The organism is Lysinibacillus sp. BNK-21, from assembly GCF_048684915.1.
Classification (GTDB): Bacteria; Bacillota; Bacilli; order Bacillales_A; family Planococcaceae; genus Lysinibacillus; species Lysinibacillus capsici.
This window is the reverse complement of the sequence record NZ_JBLQTS010000001.1, coordinates 3,678,280-3,694,335: the sequence shown is the minus strand read 5'-3', so window position 1 is coordinate 3,694,335 and position 16,056 is coordinate 3,678,280. Positions and strand designations below refer to the sequence as shown.

At 35.9% G+C, this 16,056-nt stretch carries 16 protein-coding genes; 11 read left to right on the top strand and 5 right to left on the bottom strand.

Annotation, left to right across the window (positions count from 1 at the left end; genetic code table 11):
• Positions 1-2 precede the first annotated feature (2 nt).
• The 3 genes from ACMGGO_RS18810 to ACMGGO_RS18800 all read right to left on the bottom strand — a co-directional run bounded on the left by ACMGGO_RS18810 (position 3) and on the right by ACMGGO_RS18800 (position 1,642).
• Positions 3-695 carry a hypothetical protein gene (locus ACMGGO_RS18810; RefSeq protein ID WP_048391996.1) on the bottom strand — a complete coding sequence of 231 codons (693 nt, stop codon included), beginning with the start codon at positions 693-695 and terminating at the stop codon, positions 3-5.
• Positions 696-756: 61 nt separating this feature from the next.
• Positions 757-1,374: a CPBP family intramembrane glutamic endopeptidase gene (locus tag ACMGGO_RS18805; protein WP_004224581.1), complete on the bottom strand. Its 618-nt coding sequence runs from the start codon at positions 1,372-1,374 to the stop codon at positions 757-759.
• Positions 1,375-1,453: 79 nt separating this feature from the next.
• A complete protein-coding gene (locus ACMGGO_RS18800) occupies positions 1,454-1,642 on the bottom strand; it encodes a YkvS family protein (RefSeq protein ID WP_004224583.1) in 189 nt (62 codons plus the stop codon).
• 123 nt (positions 1,643-1,765) lie between these two features.
• Between ACMGGO_RS18800 and ACMGGO_RS18795 the strand changes: the two genes are divergently transcribed.
• The 3 genes from ACMGGO_RS18795 (at position 1,766) to ACMGGO_RS18785 (ending at position 3,389) form a co-directional block, all read left to right on the top strand.
• Positions 1,766-1,954, top strand: a complete 189-nt coding sequence (locus ACMGGO_RS18795) for a hypothetical protein (protein WP_048391995.1) — start codon at positions 1,766-1,768, stop codon at positions 1,952-1,954.
• Positions 1,955-2,046: 92 nt separating this feature from the next.
• Complete coding sequence (locus ACMGGO_RS18790; protein WP_004224595.1) at positions 2,047-2,223, top strand: aspartyl-phosphate phosphatase Spo0E family protein; 177 nt, start codon at positions 2,047-2,049, stop codon at positions 2,221-2,223.
• Positions 2,224-2,522: 299 nt separating this feature from the next.
• Positions 2,523-3,389: an NAD(P)-dependent oxidoreductase gene (locus tag ACMGGO_RS18785; protein WP_048391994.1), complete on the top strand. Its 867-nt coding sequence runs from the start codon at positions 2,523-2,525 to the stop codon at positions 3,387-3,389.
• Positions 3,390-3,456: 67 nt separating this feature from the next.
• On the opposite strand, the gene ACMGGO_RS18780 is transcribed toward ACMGGO_RS18785, so the two are convergent.
• Complete coding sequence (locus tag ACMGGO_RS18780) at positions 3,457-3,849, bottom strand: DoxX family protein (RefSeq protein ID WP_048391993.1); 393 nt, start codon at positions 3,847-3,849, stop codon at positions 3,457-3,459.
• Between the two features lie 157 nt (positions 3,850-4,006).
• Between ACMGGO_RS18780 and ACMGGO_RS18775 the strand changes: the two genes are divergently transcribed.
• The 6 genes from ACMGGO_RS18775 to ACMGGO_RS18750 all read left to right on the top strand — a co-directional run bounded on the left by ACMGGO_RS18775 (position 4,007) and on the right by ACMGGO_RS18750 (position 12,722).
• Positions 4,007-4,327, top strand: a complete 321-nt coding sequence (locus ACMGGO_RS18775; RefSeq protein WP_016992449.1) for a winged helix-turn-helix transcriptional regulator — start codon at positions 4,007-4,009, stop codon at positions 4,325-4,327.
• A gap of 203 nt (positions 4,328-4,530) precedes the next feature.
• On the top strand, positions 4,531-5,853 hold the full coding sequence (locus ACMGGO_RS18770) for an MFS transporter (protein WP_048391991.1): 1,323 nt from the start codon (positions 4,531-4,533) through the stop codon (positions 5,851-5,853).
• Positions 5,854-5,918: 65 nt separating this feature from the next.
• A complete protein-coding gene (locus ACMGGO_RS18765) occupies positions 5,919-6,821 on the top strand; it encodes a chemotaxis protein (RefSeq protein ID WP_048391990.1) in 903 nt (300 codons plus the stop codon).
• A gap of 164 nt (positions 6,822-6,985) precedes the next feature.
• Positions 6,986-8,533, top strand: coding sequence for a Ppx/GppA family phosphatase (locus tag ACMGGO_RS18760; RefSeq protein WP_048391989.1), 1,548 nt, complete (start codon positions 6,986-6,988; stop codon positions 8,531-8,533).
• Complete coding sequence (locus ACMGGO_RS18755; RefSeq protein ID WP_115673826.1) at positions 8,530-10,686, top strand: RNA degradosome polyphosphate kinase; 2,157 nt, start codon at positions 8,530-8,532, stop codon at positions 10,684-10,686. Before ACMGGO_RS18760 ends, ACMGGO_RS18755 begins: the two co-directional genes overlap by 4 nt.
• A gap of 29 nt (positions 10,687-10,715) precedes the next feature.
• Positions 10,716-12,722, top strand: a complete 2,007-nt coding sequence (locus tag ACMGGO_RS18750; RefSeq protein ID WP_115673825.1) for a GGDEF and EAL domain-containing protein — start codon at positions 10,716-10,718, stop codon at positions 12,720-12,722.
• A 46-nt stretch (positions 12,723-12,768) separates the two neighbouring features.
• Here the strand turns inward: ACMGGO_RS18750 and ACMGGO_RS18745 are convergent, their stop codons facing one another.
• Entirely contained in the window at positions 12,769-13,380 is a 612-nt protein-coding gene (locus tag ACMGGO_RS18745) for a TetR/AcrR family transcriptional regulator (protein WP_048391986.1), read from the bottom strand.
• Between the two features lie 235 nt (positions 13,381-13,615).
• Between ACMGGO_RS18745 and ACMGGO_RS18740 the strand changes: the two genes are divergently transcribed.
• Positions 13,616-14,509 (top strand): NAD(P)-dependent oxidoreductase, encoded by an 894-nt coding sequence (locus ACMGGO_RS18740; protein WP_259951166.1) that lies wholly within the window; start codon positions 13,616-13,618, stop codon positions 14,507-14,509.
• A gap of 15 nt (positions 14,510-14,524) precedes the next feature.
• Positions 14,525-16,045, top strand: a complete 1,521-nt coding sequence (locus ACMGGO_RS18735; RefSeq protein WP_326141104.1) for a CoA-acylating methylmalonate-semialdehyde dehydrogenase — start codon at positions 14,525-14,527, stop codon at positions 16,043-16,045.
• Positions 16,046-16,056 lie beyond the last annotated feature (11 nt).

Here is a 16,056-nt window from a genome sequence, read left to right as displayed (position 1 = left end):
TATTATTTTTTAGATATAGTTGCTGCCATATTAAGCATAGCATCTGTTAAATCTTGTTCATCATTATCATGAATAGTTAATTTTGTAATGAGACCATCTTTCTCAAGGACAACCCCAATTACTTTCTCAGTGTCGAAGTCCACAACATAACCCTCGATATTTTGAACATCTTTAAATGCTGCTAATTCCTCAGCAGTTAGAGCTACTGTTTCACCCACTGCGTTCATATAATCTTGCATAGTTGTTTTTACTTCTTCAAAGCTCGATTGTGAAGCTTCAATTGTTTCAATACGCATAAACACTTCGTCATCATCATTGGACACTAACATGTCTTTACCAGGCTCTTCTTGTGTCAGTGTAAAACCAGGAAGCTGTTGTAGTTTATAGCTTTGATCAACACTTGCTGATTCAGTTGCCTTTTCAGTTTTATCTACACCATTTTGGACGTATTTTACATCTTGTTGAGGCTGTTTAGAAGCATCCTCTGTATTTGTATCATTTGATGCAGGTGTATCTTCTTCTTCCTCATTTGATTCACCTGCTGTATCATCTCCAGATGGTTTTTGATCGGCAGCAGTATTTGATGGCTCATTTTGTTGAGCATCTGAATCCCCTGTTTTATCAGATGTATTACAACCTACAACTAATACGGCTGTTAGTAATAATGCAAGAATAGAAACTAATTTTTTTTGCATAAAAAACCCTCCTTTTCTAAATTAAACGTTAGTAAAGATAAAATGTTTCCAAATATTAATGTTATGATGTTAATGGCAACACTAAAAATAATAATAGTACAAAAACGACATGAGCTACAATAACAAGTGGCATACTTTTACGCCATTCATATAAGAAGCCCCAAATAATGCTTGTTACCAATGCAGCAATGACACCAAGCATAAATCCGCTAAGGGCAATTGATACAGCACATAATACTGCGGTAACTATGACAGCCAGCGGTGGGCGCATAAAACGTTTTAACTGTTGTTGGATATAACCACGCCAAAATAATTCTTCACCTATGGCAACGATAAATACTAGTAAAACATAGTGCCAAATATTTTGTGGTCCGTAGCTTGCTAAAAATTTTTGAACGGATTGTACTAAGTTATTATTAATATATGGAGCGAGCCAGTAACCAAAGCGAATAATACCATATGTGATGGTACCGTATCCAATACCAAAGAGTAAAAATTGCCAAGTAGGTAATTGATCTTCAATGGAGCCAGCTAAGATGGCAATGGCAATACATACTAGTAGAGTGAATGCATACATGTACCAAAATACAGCTTGGTTAGCAAAGGTAAAAGCAAGCATACCATAAACGAATAATAAAGAAAGGAGAAATAGTATTGTTTGTTTCGAATTTGTTAGCATATTCGACCTCCATACCTTAATCTTATCAAAAAAATAGTCCCTTATCATCTATTAAGACAAATAGGGACTATTCAGACTATTAAGCTTCATTAGTATATAAAATTTTATATCGTTTATGATTGACGACCGTTTTTTCTTCAATTTCAAGGGAATCAAAATTCTCCATATATGTTAAGTTAACGATCACCGAATTTTCATTTACCTTTTCTACAATACCTTGGAGACCATTTTTAAACTCGATAATATTTCCAACTTCAGCTATTTTCACAGACAGTCAGCTCCTTCATCGACTAATAATATACAGTTTGCATGAAAAATTGGTAAACGTAAAGCTTTTTTTAAATAATTCATAATTTATTACACAAATGAGGCAAAGAGAGGAATAAAGTTCATGGAAAAATACGAAAATATGCTTAAACAATTACAAAATGGGGAAAGAGAAAGTATTGAAATTCAAAAGGAAGAATTTTACGAATTTCGTGAAATTCTTGTAAAACACCCATTATTTAAACATTATAGAGGTGAGGCCAAGCAAAATGGGCGAATTATCTATACTTATACTGAAACACCTAGAAGTTAATTTGTCGAACATTGTCGTAAGTTAATGCTGTAAGAAATGAAATATAAATGTATAATAATGGTATGATTATTTGTGTGTGGAGGGTTGTATGAATGGTCAATCTACTCTTGAAACAAATGGAACAAACTCGTGAGATGATGATTCGCTCAGGTGTAGAAAACGGGTTACAAAATGCAAAAACCATTCAACTGAGTCGCAGATTAGATCAGTTAATGAATACTTATTATAGACAGATGGCATTTGAAGAAGAAAAAGATCAAGAAGACTAAAAAAGATTGTTCCAGTATTCAGAGTAAAAAACATTTTAACATATATGTTTAAAATGCATTTCAATGGGGAATAACTTACTATGAACACAGCAACATTCTCATTTCCCCCTTTAGAGCAGTGATCCCCCAATCACTTGCTCTCTTTTTTTGCTTATTCGGTATATATGCCCTACATATAAATTTTAGTACAAGTTGTGGGAAGAGTTTGAATTATTTCATTCCTTCACCTAAACTGAAAAGATATAGAGTTGGACTCTCACGGAGAGTACAGACATTCTAGAACAAAGGAGCATGTACATATGACAAAGAAACGTATTGCATTTATTGGAACTGGAGTAATGGGTGCTAGTATTATTAAGCATTTACTAAAAAATGGTCATGAAGTAACCGTCTATACTCGTACGCAAGAAAAGGCAGAGCCTCTTGTTGCCTTAGGGGCGTCATGGGCAAGCTCACCTGCTGAAGCATTTAAAAATCATGAAATTGCCTTTACAATGGTTGGCTATCCTTCAGATGTAGAGGAAGTATATTTTGGGGAAAATGGCCTCTTCCAAACAGCAGAACAAGGCAATATTGTCATTGATATGACGACTTCAGAGCCATCTTTAGCAAAGAAAATTTATATGTATGCTCAATCCATCGGTGTAGAGGCTTTAGACGCCCCTGTTTCAGGTGGGGATATTGGTGCTCAAAATGGCACTTTGTCTATCATGATTGGTGGCGATCAGGTCACATACGACAAGGTATTGCCAATTATGAAGCAATTTGGAGAAAATATAATTTATCAGGGTGAAGCAGGAGCTGGGCAGCATGCAAAGATGTGCAATCAAATTGTTATTGCCTCTGGTATGATTGGCGTGTGTGAATCACTAGCTTATGGACTAAAGGCAGGATTAGATTTACCTACCGTATTACAATCGATCTCTTCAGGTGCAGCAGGTTCATGGTCTTTAAGCAATTTAGCCCCACGTATGATAAAAGAAGATTTTGCGCCAGGCTTTTATATTAAACATTTTGTAAAGGATATGAAAATAGCTTTAGACGAGTCAAACAAAATGGGCATAACATTACCAGGACTTGCATTAGCCTATGAAATGTATGAGAAATTAATCGCAGCAGGCTATGGTGATAATGGTACACAAGCACTCTTAAAGTATTATAAATAATTCGCGATGGGATTCTGAATAGGAAACCTGAAGGCTCCTTAAATGGGAGACCTTCAGGTTTTTTGTTTTACTCTTTCCCGAAAAGTTGAGAATCCAGTGAGAAGCTGGATGCGCCTGCGAGAGTAAAGTAAAGAGCTATTGCACCTAAAGCTAAATCTAATTCATAACCAGCCAATCCATCTGCCCCGATAAAGCCGATGCTAAGTTTTGCTGTAAAGATCGCCACAATCATTGTAATGGTTAATAAAGCACCAAATATTCTTGTTGCTAAACCTAAAATGATTGCAATTCCTCCAACTAATTCAATAATTGCCACGATATACGCCATAAATCCTGGTATACCTAGGCTATCAAAGAAGTCAGCTGTATAGCTAATGCCACCTTGAAATTTTTGAAAACCATGCACTGCAAAAATAACGCCTAGAACGATACGTAAAATTGTTGAACCAATATTTTGCATAATAAAGTAACTCCTTATCTTTTTTGCTTACAATTCGTAACTTAGTTTATTTTTAAAAACAACTTTTGTCAAGTAACTTAATGTATTTTTAGAACAAGTTTTTTTAAAAAGTGATATACTCTTAAATAGGAACTAATATACAAAGGGGGGAAGTCATTTGGATCAAAAAAATATTTGTCCGCGATTTGAAAAAGCACTCATGATATTAAATCATCGTTGGAATACGCTACTTATTTATCAGCTATTAGATGGTCCGCAAAGGTATTCGACCATTAAAAATCAGTTGAATATTAGTAGTCGTGTATTAACAGAACGTTTAAAGGAATTAGAGACTGAGCAAATAGTGCTACGTACAGTAATTCCATCAACACCAGTTGTCATTGAGTATGAACTTACAGAAAAGGGTTATGCTATTGCACCTGTGCTAAAAGCGATTGAGCAATGGTCCTCTGAATGGGTAACCATAGATATAGAATGATAAAAAGGTATTCAAGCGAGGGGCTTGAATACCTTTTTTGGTTTTACACAGAAAATAAGCGTTCAATTATCGACCATTTGGCAGTTATTTTTCAGTGAATTTACTGTTATATTGTAAATAATATTAATTTTCTTTAAAAAAAGGTATTTTTTATTTCAGAGAGAAATTAATTGTTTATTATAGAGAATGGAGAGGAGGGTTTTATGAAGAAGAGTACAGCTATAGACGTACAACATCGAAGTCAATTAGCCATTTATTTATCATTACCGATACTTTCATGGGCATTTTATGATTTTGCGAATACAATTTTTTCTTCAAATATAAATACAATATTTTTTCCCTTTTACATGGATGAGGTTTTAGGAACAAATGAAGTCATGCAACAAGTTGCGAGCACCTTTATATCTTATGCAAATGCCATTGCAAGCTTGTTGCTCGTTATCTTTTCACCCCTTTTCGGTGTGTGGATTGATAACACAGGTTATAAAAAGAGATTTATTGTATGGTTTGCATCCATATCTATTCTATTTACATTTATGATGGGAATATTTGCTAATGCACAAACCACTGTCAATTACTCTGGTGTGCCTCTTAGTTTATTTTTGGTAGTTGCAAGTTTTGTCATAGCAAAATTTTTCTTTAATTCAAGTTTAGTATTTTACGATTCTATGATGGGTGATCTAGGGACAAAAGAAGAGATGCCGCTCATTTCAGGGTATGGTGTTGCAATCGGGTATCTTGGTACACTTTTTGGATTACTTGTTTACTTGTATGTTGGTAACAGCGATTTTCATCGAGCATTTATCCCAACAGCCATTCTGTATCTACTCTTTTCATTGCCATTATTCTTAATTAATAAAGATACACCGATCCCAAAGTCCCAACGAAAGTCCTTAAAGTTTTTAGATGGTTATAAAGAAATCATTCAAACATTTAAAGATATGAAGCAATATAAAGCAATCTTTACCTTTATGATTGCTTATTTCTTTCTAAATGATGCCATTGCTACAACGATTGCTATGATGGCTGTTTATGCGACAACGATTGTTGGCTTTAGTTCTGGACAATTTATCGTACTTTATTTGGTCTCTACTGTCTCAACAATCATTGGGTCACTTGCCTTTGGGTATATTACGAAATCAATAGGTGCTAAACGTGCCATTACAATTGTTGCACTTATTATGATTGTTGCTCTGGTATTCGCTGTTTTTGCTTCAGCACAATGGATGTTCTGGCTTGCTGGTAGTCTATTTGGTATATCACTTGGCTCAATGTGGGTGACATCTCGGACATATATTATTGAATTATCACCGAACGAAAAACGTGGACAATTTTTTGGGTTGTTTGCTTTTTCAGGTAAAGTATCCTCCATTATTGGTCCAGCTATATATGGAACTGTTACATTATGGATGAAGGATTATGGTACTATTGCTAGTCGTGTAGCATTATCAACGTTGATCGTTATGACTGTCGTTGGTCTATTGGTACATCTAAAAGTTAATGATAAAAATGGAAATAGCAAGTAGGAGAAATGTATTGCCTATGATACAATTGAATTATAAACAGATGTAGAGAAAGGAGCGGGGTTGCATTGGAACATAAAGGAATATTATTAGAAAGTGGCACAAATGAGCTAGAGATTGTTGAATTTGAAGTAGCAAACAATAAGTTTGGCATCAATGTTATTAAAGTAAAAGAAATTATTCAACCGATCCCAGTAACGTTTATCCCACACGCGCACCCGCATGTAGAAGGAATCATTCAATTACGAGGTGAGGTATTACCTGTTGTAGATATGCTACGAGTATTAGGAATTCAAGGTGCTGAGCGTAATCCACAACAAAAATATATTGTCGCAGAATTTAATAAACAACGTGTCGTTTTCCATGTAGATAATGTAACACAAATTCATCGTATTTCTTGGAATCAAATCGAAAAGCCTTCAGATATGTATCAAGGGGGTACATCACAAGTAATTGGTGTGATTAAACAGAATGAGCAAATGATTCTATTACTAGATTTCGAAAGAATTATGGTGGATATCAATCCTGCATCAGGAATTAGTGTGGAATCTGTTAAAAAGCTCGGTAAACGTGAGCGATCTGGAAAGCGAATTTTAATTGCAGAAGATTCACCGTTATTACGTAAATTACTGTTTGATACTATGAGTGAAGCTGGTTATGACAATGTTGAATTCTTTGAAAATGGCCGCGATGCTTATGAATACTTAGAGGGAATTGCAAAGAGTGGTAGTGACATAGCAGAGCATATTCAATTGGTGGTAACGGATATTGAAATGCCACAAATGGATGGCCATCATTTAACACGAAAAATCAAAGAGCATCCCGATCTTCAAAAGCTTCCTGTTATCATTTTTTCAAGTCTAATTACAGATGACCTTCGTCATAAAGGCGATCAAGTAGGGGCTGAGGATCAAATAAGTAAGCCAGAAATTGCAGAGCTCATTTTACGTGTTGACCAACTTATTCTGTAATCACCATGGCTTACATGATACTTCTCAATTTTAATAATGGGTATCCTGCAAGTATAAATAAATGAAAGTAAAGTCGGATGCCTTAATTAAGAGGGTCCGATTTTTTGTATATGTCCAAATATTATGAACAAAATAAATGGTAGATGCTTGAAGGATGTGATTATTTGAATGAATTAAAAACAGCTATTATTGATATCGGCTCCAATACTATACGATTAGTATTATATCAATATGATAATGAAGAGGGACTTCGTGAGCTTGGAAATATTAAGACGGTAGCACGTTTGCGTACATATTTACAGCCCTCAGGAGAGATGTCTGATGAAGGTATTCAAGTGTTATCAGAAACTTTATTAACATTTAAAGCCATGCTTGAGGATTTTGAAGTAACAGATGTAAAAGCTGCTGCGACTGCGGCTATTCGACAAGCCACTAATCGAGACAAAATTATAGAGGAAATGAAAGAACGGACTGGTATCCAAATAGAGCTTTTATCAGAAGAGGAAGAGGCCTATTTTGGCTACGTTGCTGTTGCTTACTCCATGGGTACAAAATCGGCCGTAACAATCGATATCGGTGGTGGTAGTACCGAAATTACGCTGTTTGAAAATAAAGAAATTCAGCAATCACATAGTTTCCCTTTTGGGACAGTTTCTTTAAAGCAACGTTTTGTAAAAGGTGACATTATCAATAGTAGTGAGAAAAAAGAGCTTCTTGCCTTTGTCAAAGAGCAGTTCCAAACACTCCCTTGGATAAAAAATGTTGCTCTACCTATTATCGCAATTGGTGGTAGTGCGCGTAATATTGCTCAAATACATCAACAAAAGCATGATTATCCTATTGCCAGCGTACATGGTTATGAAATGACAAAGGAAAATTTGGATGATTTAAGCTTATTTTTAGGGCAATTAAGCTTTCAGGAATTGAAACAATTGGATGGTCTCTCATCTGACCGTGCAGATATCATTGTTCCTGCATTAGAGGTATTTAGAGTGTTGATGGAGGTAGTTGGTAGTGAGACCTTCCAACTGACAAAGCGAGGTTTACGTGAGGGACTCATTATTCAACGGATTTTGCAAACAGATACAAAGGCGTTTGATAAATATAATGTATTTGAAGGAAATGCTAGAAGATTAGCACGTCAGTATGGTCGGAGTGAAGTGGAAGTAGATTATTTAATGCATTTAGCAGACCAACTGTATCGTGAATGTTGTCATTTAGGCTACTTGCAATATCATCCAGAAGATTTGCATTTATTAGCAAAAGCGGCGAAGGTTTTTAATATAGGAGAGTATATCGAATTAAGCTCTTCAAGCCAACATACTTTTTATTTAATTGCGAATCAATCCATTGATGGTTTAAATCATTTAGAACGAGTAAAACTAGCACTTCTTGCCTCCTATAAAAATAAAGATTATTTCGAACGATTTGCTGCTCCATTTGCTACATGGATGAGTCGGGAGGAACATCGTAAAATAAGAGATTTCGGAGCGTTATTAAAATTTGTCTATGCATTAAATGTTTCAAAACGCAATATAGTACATGCTATTGAAATGCACACCGAAGAAGATCATGTTCAACTTAATATTTATGTAAAAAAGAATGCTGCGGCTGAAAAGTATCAAGCCAATCGACATAGAAAGCATTTAGAACGTGCATTAAAAATCCCAATGAAGATCAATTTTATTGAAGAAGGGTGGAACAATGGATGACAACTGAAGTAACGAAAAACGAGCTACATGGGGAAGAGTTTTCCGAAAACTACAATCTATTGTTAGAGGAAATTGCAAAGCCTCAATATTATAATAATCGTGAATTAAGCTGGCTTGCCTTTAATGAACGCGTGCTAGAGGAAGCAGAGGATATTAATAATCCTCTGCTTGAGCGTTTAAAATTTTTAGCTATATTTAGTTCCAATCTAGATGAATTTTTTATGGTTCGTGTTGCAGGCTTACAGGACCAGGTACGTGCTGGTTTTCATAAGCCCGAAAACAAATCTGGCTTAACGCCAAAGGAACAGTTGGCCAAAATAGCAGAACGCACACAAGCATTAGTGCGTCGACAAACTGAGGTGTATAGACATTTAATCTATGATTTACTACCTCAACATAATGTACATATTGCGGACATGAAAGATTTAAATAGCAAGCAAAAATCATTTATCAATGAAATGTTTGCAGAAACTATCTTCCCTGTTTTAACCCCTGTTGCAGTGGATGCATATCGTCCATTCCCAACCTTGCTTGGTAAAACTTTGAATTTATTAGTGCTGTTAGAGCAGGATGAGTCAGATCTTGAAAGTCGTGAAAAAGTGGCGATTGTCCAGGTTCCATCAGTGTTAGATCGCTATATAAAAGTACCGTCCGAAGAAGGTAAGACAGTTGTAGTTTTATTGGAGGATGTGATAGTAGCGCATATTGAAAAGCTGTTTTATGGCTATAGCGTAAAATCAGCACAAGCCTTCCGCTTAACAAGAAATGCAGATTTAACTATCCATGAAGAAGGGGCTCGAGATCTTCTCGTGGAGATCGAAAAAGAGCTGAAAAAGCGAAAATGGGGAGTAGGAAGCCGTTTAGAAGTTCGAGTTGGAGAAATGAACGAGGAAGTGCTGCAATACTTACTAGATGAATTCGAAATAGAAGAATCGGATGTTTTCCATATTGATGGTCCTTTGGATTTAACGTTTATGTTCTCTTTTGTGAAAGGTATTTCAGTAGGTCGTGAGCATTTAGAATATGAAAGCTTTATCCCACAGCCACCTTTAGATTTACAGTCTGACGAAAATATTTTTGAAAAAGCACTTCAACAGGATATATTTTTCCATCATCCATATGAATCTTTTGCCCCTATTGTTGATTTTATTTCTGAGGCCGCTATCAACCCAAATGTGTTGGCTATAAAACAGACATTATATCGAGTAAGCGGAAATTCACCGATTATTCAAGCGTTAAAACTTGCCGCTGAAAACGGTAAACAAGTAACGGTATTAGTGGAGCTAAAGGCTCGCTTCGATGAAGAAAACAATGTGCACTGGGCAAAACAATTAGAACAAGCAGGTTGTCTTGTGATCTATGGGATGAATAATTTAAAAACGCACTCAAAAATCACGCTAGTCGTTAGTCGTCGTAACGGCAAAATTGAACGTTTTGTCCATTTGGGTACAGGAAATTATAATGATGCTACTGCAAAAATTTATACGGATATGGGCATAATAACGACAGATAAAGAGTTTGGCATTGATGCGACAAATTTCTTTAACTACTTAAGTGGCTATACAGAAAAGCCTACCTTTAATCATTTAGTCGTTGCACCATTTGATATACGCGATGAGTTTATTCGGTTAATGGATGAGGAAATTGCCTGTCATAAAAAATATGGAAATGGTTTTATTCGTGCAAAAATGAATTCATTGACAGACAAAGATTTAATGATGAAGCTTTATGAGGCATCGATTGCGGGTGTAAAGGTCGAGCTTATTATTCGTGGTATATGCTGTATTAGACCAGGAATCCCAGGTATTAGTGAGAACATTACCGTAACAAGTATTGTTGGTCGTTTCCTTGAACATTCTCGTATTTATTGGTTCCATCATAATGGGGAAAATAAAGTATATTTATCCTCTGCAGATATGATGACACGCAATATGATTAAACGTGTGGAAATTTTATTCCCTGTATATGCAAGTGAAGCAAAAACTCGTATTATTGACATAATGAATGCACAATTAATGGATACTGCCAAAGCCCGTATTCAAGACTCTAATGGTAAGTATCATTATAAAGAGTTTGATCGTAGCGAAGATCCATTAAATAGCCAGGAAATTTTCTTGAAGGATGCATTAAAGCCTACGCTAGACGAAGAATAGAGCAAACACGCTACTTAGTGAGGGATAGAATGAAAAAATGTAGAGAAAATGTAGCGCCATTTGCAGAATATCAACAGCTCATGCAACTGAATCCATTTGATGCAATCATTTGTTTGAGACAAGTTGATAAGACAGTGTTTGAGGTCGTTGAATTTAATGAAAAGCTATCGTCAATGATTGAGTTGGAGGATATAACAGCCAAAAACGCTGAGAACTTTTTTACTAAGCAATGCTGGCTGCAATTGTCGGGATTTCTAATTGAAGAAATCAATAAACAGCATACTCTAAAATTAGGTAACGGTCTTCAAGAGAAAACATTTATGCTTCATGTTCAGCACTTTTCTGAATCAATAGTTGCCATTATTCTTCGAGCGACACCATTTGAAGAAAATCCCTATTTACAGTTCATTGAACAACATATAAGTCCAGTGTTAACGACAGATTTACAAGGTCGAATAATTCATCAAAATATTGCTGCTACTGCTACACTATCGAGAGAGCAGCACAGTCTAATTGGACTAGATATTTTTTCATTACTCGAAAGTAAATATCTCAATGAGTTTAAACTATTATTTACCAAAACAATCGAAGGTTCAGCGTTTGGCATGCCTAAATGCTTATTGAAAGGTGATTTACTAAGCAAAGAGCCCTTTTATTTAAGAACGCATCCAACCTATTATAATGGAGAAGTTGTGGGTGTCCACCTATTTGTTAAAGATGCTAATTCATTTATGAATGATCATGAAGCATTCTATTACCTAGCACTAATGGATGAATTAACAGGTATTTGGAATCGAAAAGCTTTTAAGGAGCATTGGCTACAGCATTTAAATGATAAAAAGCAAGAGCATAAGCAAGCCGCTCTTATTTTAGTTGACATTGACCGTTTTAAAAAGTTTAATGAATCCCTTGGCGAGAGCAAGGGAGATGATTTGATGCGTATGTTTAGTCATAGGTTACGGGAGCTTTGCTACTCAAAGTGTTCGCTATATCGATATAATAGTGATGAGTTTATTTTTGTGCTAAAAGATGCAACCATCCAAAAAATTGAACGAACTGCAAACTTGATTATGGACGTATTAAAACAGCCATTTATGATAGATGGACAGGAATATTTTATTAGCGTATCGATTGGGATTTCACTTAGCCCAGCAGATGGTAAAGATATCGAGACACTTGTACGGAAAGCAGATAAAGCTTTATTTTCTGTTAAAGAACATGGTCGTTCACATTATCGCTACTACCGTGAAGATATGACGGCCATTTTTCCAAACGAAGCATTAATGGAGGCACATTTACGTCGAGCAATTGAATTTAATGAGCTAAGTCTTCATCTACAACCGCAAATGGATTTAGCAAATAATAGCATCAATAGCTTTGAAGCATTATTACGATGGAATAACCGTAAATTTGGTTTTGTATCACCAGCACAATTTATTCCTATTGCGGAAGCCTCAGGGTTGATTATTGAAATCGGTGATTGGATTATTGATGAGGTATGTCGTTACCAAAAAGAATGGCAATCGAAAGGATATCGTCCTGTACGGATTGCAGTCAATATATCCCCAAAACAGTTTAGAAAAGAAAATTTTGCCCGAAAAATTAAAACAGCTTTAAAGAAATATGGTGTACCCCCTGAATTATTAGAAGTAGAAATTACCGAAAGTTCCATGACAAATGTACATGAAACATTTTCGATTCTTACAGAACTGAAGCAATTAGGTGTTTATGTGTCTGTGGATGACTTTGGGACAGGCTATTCCTCATTAAGTTATCTCAAGCGTTATCCGATTGATATTATTAAAATTGATCAGTCATTTATTGCAGATATAGCAAAGGATGACAAAAATGAAGCCATCATAAAAGCCATTATTTCGATGTCTCATAATTTAGGATTAGAGGTCATTGCTGAGGGAATTGAAGAACCAATACAAGTTGATTTTCTCAAACGCCATCGTTGTCAAAAAGGGCAAGGCTATTTGTATAATAAACCATTACCAGTTGAAACGATTGTACAACAATATTTTGTAAGCTAGAAAACGGGTAGCACTTTCATCACAAAATAGATGAAGTGCTACTTTTTTATTTGCCGTTTTTAAGACCGTTTAAGACAATTGCTGTGAATTGCGCCATTTCAGAGGCTAGGTCAAAGTCTTCACTATGTATCAACCAATCATAGACATTCGCACGCATACAGCGCTGAATAAGTGTTTGTATGGTAGCAGCAGAAACATCTTGTCTAAATTCACCATGTTGAATTCCTTCCTCGATATATGTATTCATTATCTGAAAAATCTTACGTTGTGGATTGATTAAATAATGATCCTGTTCTACTTGGTTTGTCATAGCAGCCGTATATACTGTCCGTAATAAATCCTTTCCCACAATATTGGTTAAATATCTCATTTGCTCTTGATACACTAAGAGTATTTTTTCACTTGCTGGTAATGTGGGATCAATATTTTTTTCAACTGTACGATAAAAATTATCAAGCTCCTTAAATTTTTCTAAAATAACATCATATTTAGATGGGAAATGTGTATAAAATGTACCCTTTGAAACATTACATGCCTTTGTAATTTGTTCAACAGAAACATGTTCATAACCATGCTTGTTAAATAAATCTAAAGAAGTTTTCAATAATTTTTCACGTGTTTCTAATGCCTTTTTCTGTCTGCTTGTGAGTGTTTCCATTGGTAGCTAATACCTCCTATATTAAATATTGTAAAATATCTTTTGTAAAAAATATTCTGAAAATATTAATTTTTTAATTGACGAGATGGATTTCGATTGATTATGATTTAAATGACCGAAGTCAATGACTGCGGTCAATAATATTATCTCGTTCTTAATGTTACTTTAAAAAATGAAAGTTGGCTAGTATATCATCAAGTTTTCTGTTGTATTTTCAAGGAATGGGGAGGTCACAATGAAGAAAAAATTGGGTTTTATTGGCTTAGGGAATATGGGTTTACCGATGGCTATTAACTTATTAAGAGCAGATTATCAGGTATATGGTTTCGATACGAATGCGGAAGCAATGGAACAATTCGCAGCAGCAGGGGGTTTCGGCCTTGAGACAGCTATGGATATTGCGAAACAATGTGATGTTATTATGACAAGCTTGCCTACCCCTCAGGTTGTAGAATTGGTTTATCGATCAGAGCAAGGAATTTTACAACATGCAAAGAAAGGGTGCCTACTGATTGATTTTAGTACTGTTAATCCCGAATTGAATGATACGTTACATACAGAAGCTATAGCTTTGGGATTACGTTATTTGGGAGCGCCTGTCAGTGGGGGTGTCATAGGGGCTATCAATGCGACATTAACTATTATGGTTGGTGGTGGCACAGATGATTATATAAGTGCTGGTGAAATATTCAGAATAGTCGGTAAAAATATTTATCATTTGGGCACATCTTCAAGTATAGGAACGCGAATTAAATTACTCAATAACTTAATGATTGGCTTTTACACAGAGGCAGTCGCTGAAACGATTGTACTTGGCGAAAAAATGGGTATTCAGGCAGACACGCTCTATGAAGTATTAAATAATAGTTATGGACAAAGCCGTATTTATGAACGTAATTATTTGGAATATATGAAAAATGATAATTATGAGCCGGGCTTTTCGACAAATCTACTATTAAAAGATTTGAAGTTAGCTAAGGAAATGGCGGATGAAGCAGGCGTATCGCTGCGAATCGGCGAAAAGTTAGTGGATCTTTATAGTGAAATTGCTCAGCAGGGCTATGGAGAAAAAGATATGTCTGCAGCTTATTTAAGTTTAAAAGAAAAATGTAAACTAGAACAATTTTAAGAGGAGGAAATGGATATGACAACGACACAAGAGGTTAAAACATTAACACATTTTATTGGTGGCAAATTGGTTGAAGGAAAAAGTGGCCGATTCGGTTCGGTATTTAACCCAACAACAGGTGAAGTCATTGCTAAGGTACCCCTTGCAACAGTAGAGGAAACACAAGATGCAATCGAGCAAGCTCAAGCAGCATTTCCGGCTTGGCGTGATACATCAGTGGCTAAGCGTGCAGAAATTGTATTAAAGTTCCGTAACCTTATCACTGAAAATATGGAAGAGCTATTACAAATCATTTGTACTGAAAGCGGCAAAACGATTGAAGATGCCAAAGGTGAGATTACACGAGGACTTGAATCTGTTGACTTAGCCATTGGTGCGCCACATTTAATGAAAGGAGAATACTCCGTAAATGTTGGAGGTCAAATAAATGCTTATTCTGCAAAATATCCATTAGGGGTTGTGGCAGCAATTTCTCCATTTAATTTCCCCATCATGGTGCCTCTAGCACAAACGAGTATGGCCATTGCTGTAGGAAATGCGGTTATTTTAAAGGCATCTGAGCGTGTGCCAATGACTTCATTATATGTTAGTGAGCTTTGGAAGAAGGCGGGATTGCCTGATGGTATTTGGACAGTAATCAATGGTGATAAAGATGCGGTCAATGAACTTTTAGAAAACCCAGCTGTGCAAGCGATTTCATTTGTTGGATCAACACCAGTAGCTAAATATATTTATGAAACAGGATCAAAGTACGGTAAACGTGTCACGGCTCTTGGTGGTGGTAAAAACAATATGGTCGTGATGCCAGATGCGGATCTTGAACAGGTTGCTAATGCCTTTATTGGTGCAGCTTATGGAGCAGCATCCCAACGTTGCATGGCAATATCTACTATCATGCCTGTAGGAAAGGATACTGCTGATCGCCTAGTGGATATTCTTAAGGAAAAAATTTCTAATCTGAAAGTAGGCCCATATACAAACCCTGATTCAGATTTTGGCCCTGTTATTTCTCAGCAATCAAAAGAAGCAATTCTTACTGCAATTAATCGAGGGGAAGCCGAAGGAGCTTCAGTAATTTGTGACGGACGAGAACTTGATATTGTCAAAGAGTCTAAAGGGTTTTATGTAGGGCCTACATTATTAGATCATGTAAAGCCAGGCATGGAAGTTTACGAGCAAGAAATATTTGGTCCAGCTCGCAATGTTGTTCGTGTAGATTCCTTAGAGGAAGCTATTACACTTATCAATAAGCATGAGCTAGGTAATGGTGTCACAATCTTTACGAATGATGGATTAGCAGCTCGAAAATTTACAACAGAAATTGATGTTGGCATGGTTGGTGTCAATGTACCAATTCCAATTCCTGTTGGCTACCATAACTTTGCAGGCTTTAAAGGATCTCGTTTTGGTGAGGGGCATATGTTTGGCCCAGATCAAGCACGATTCTTTACAAAAACTAAGACAATTTCAGAGCGTTGGATGGCTAGCAATGCCTCCTCAGCATCCACGTTTGCATTCCCAAGCAATAACGACTAATAAAACCTAGA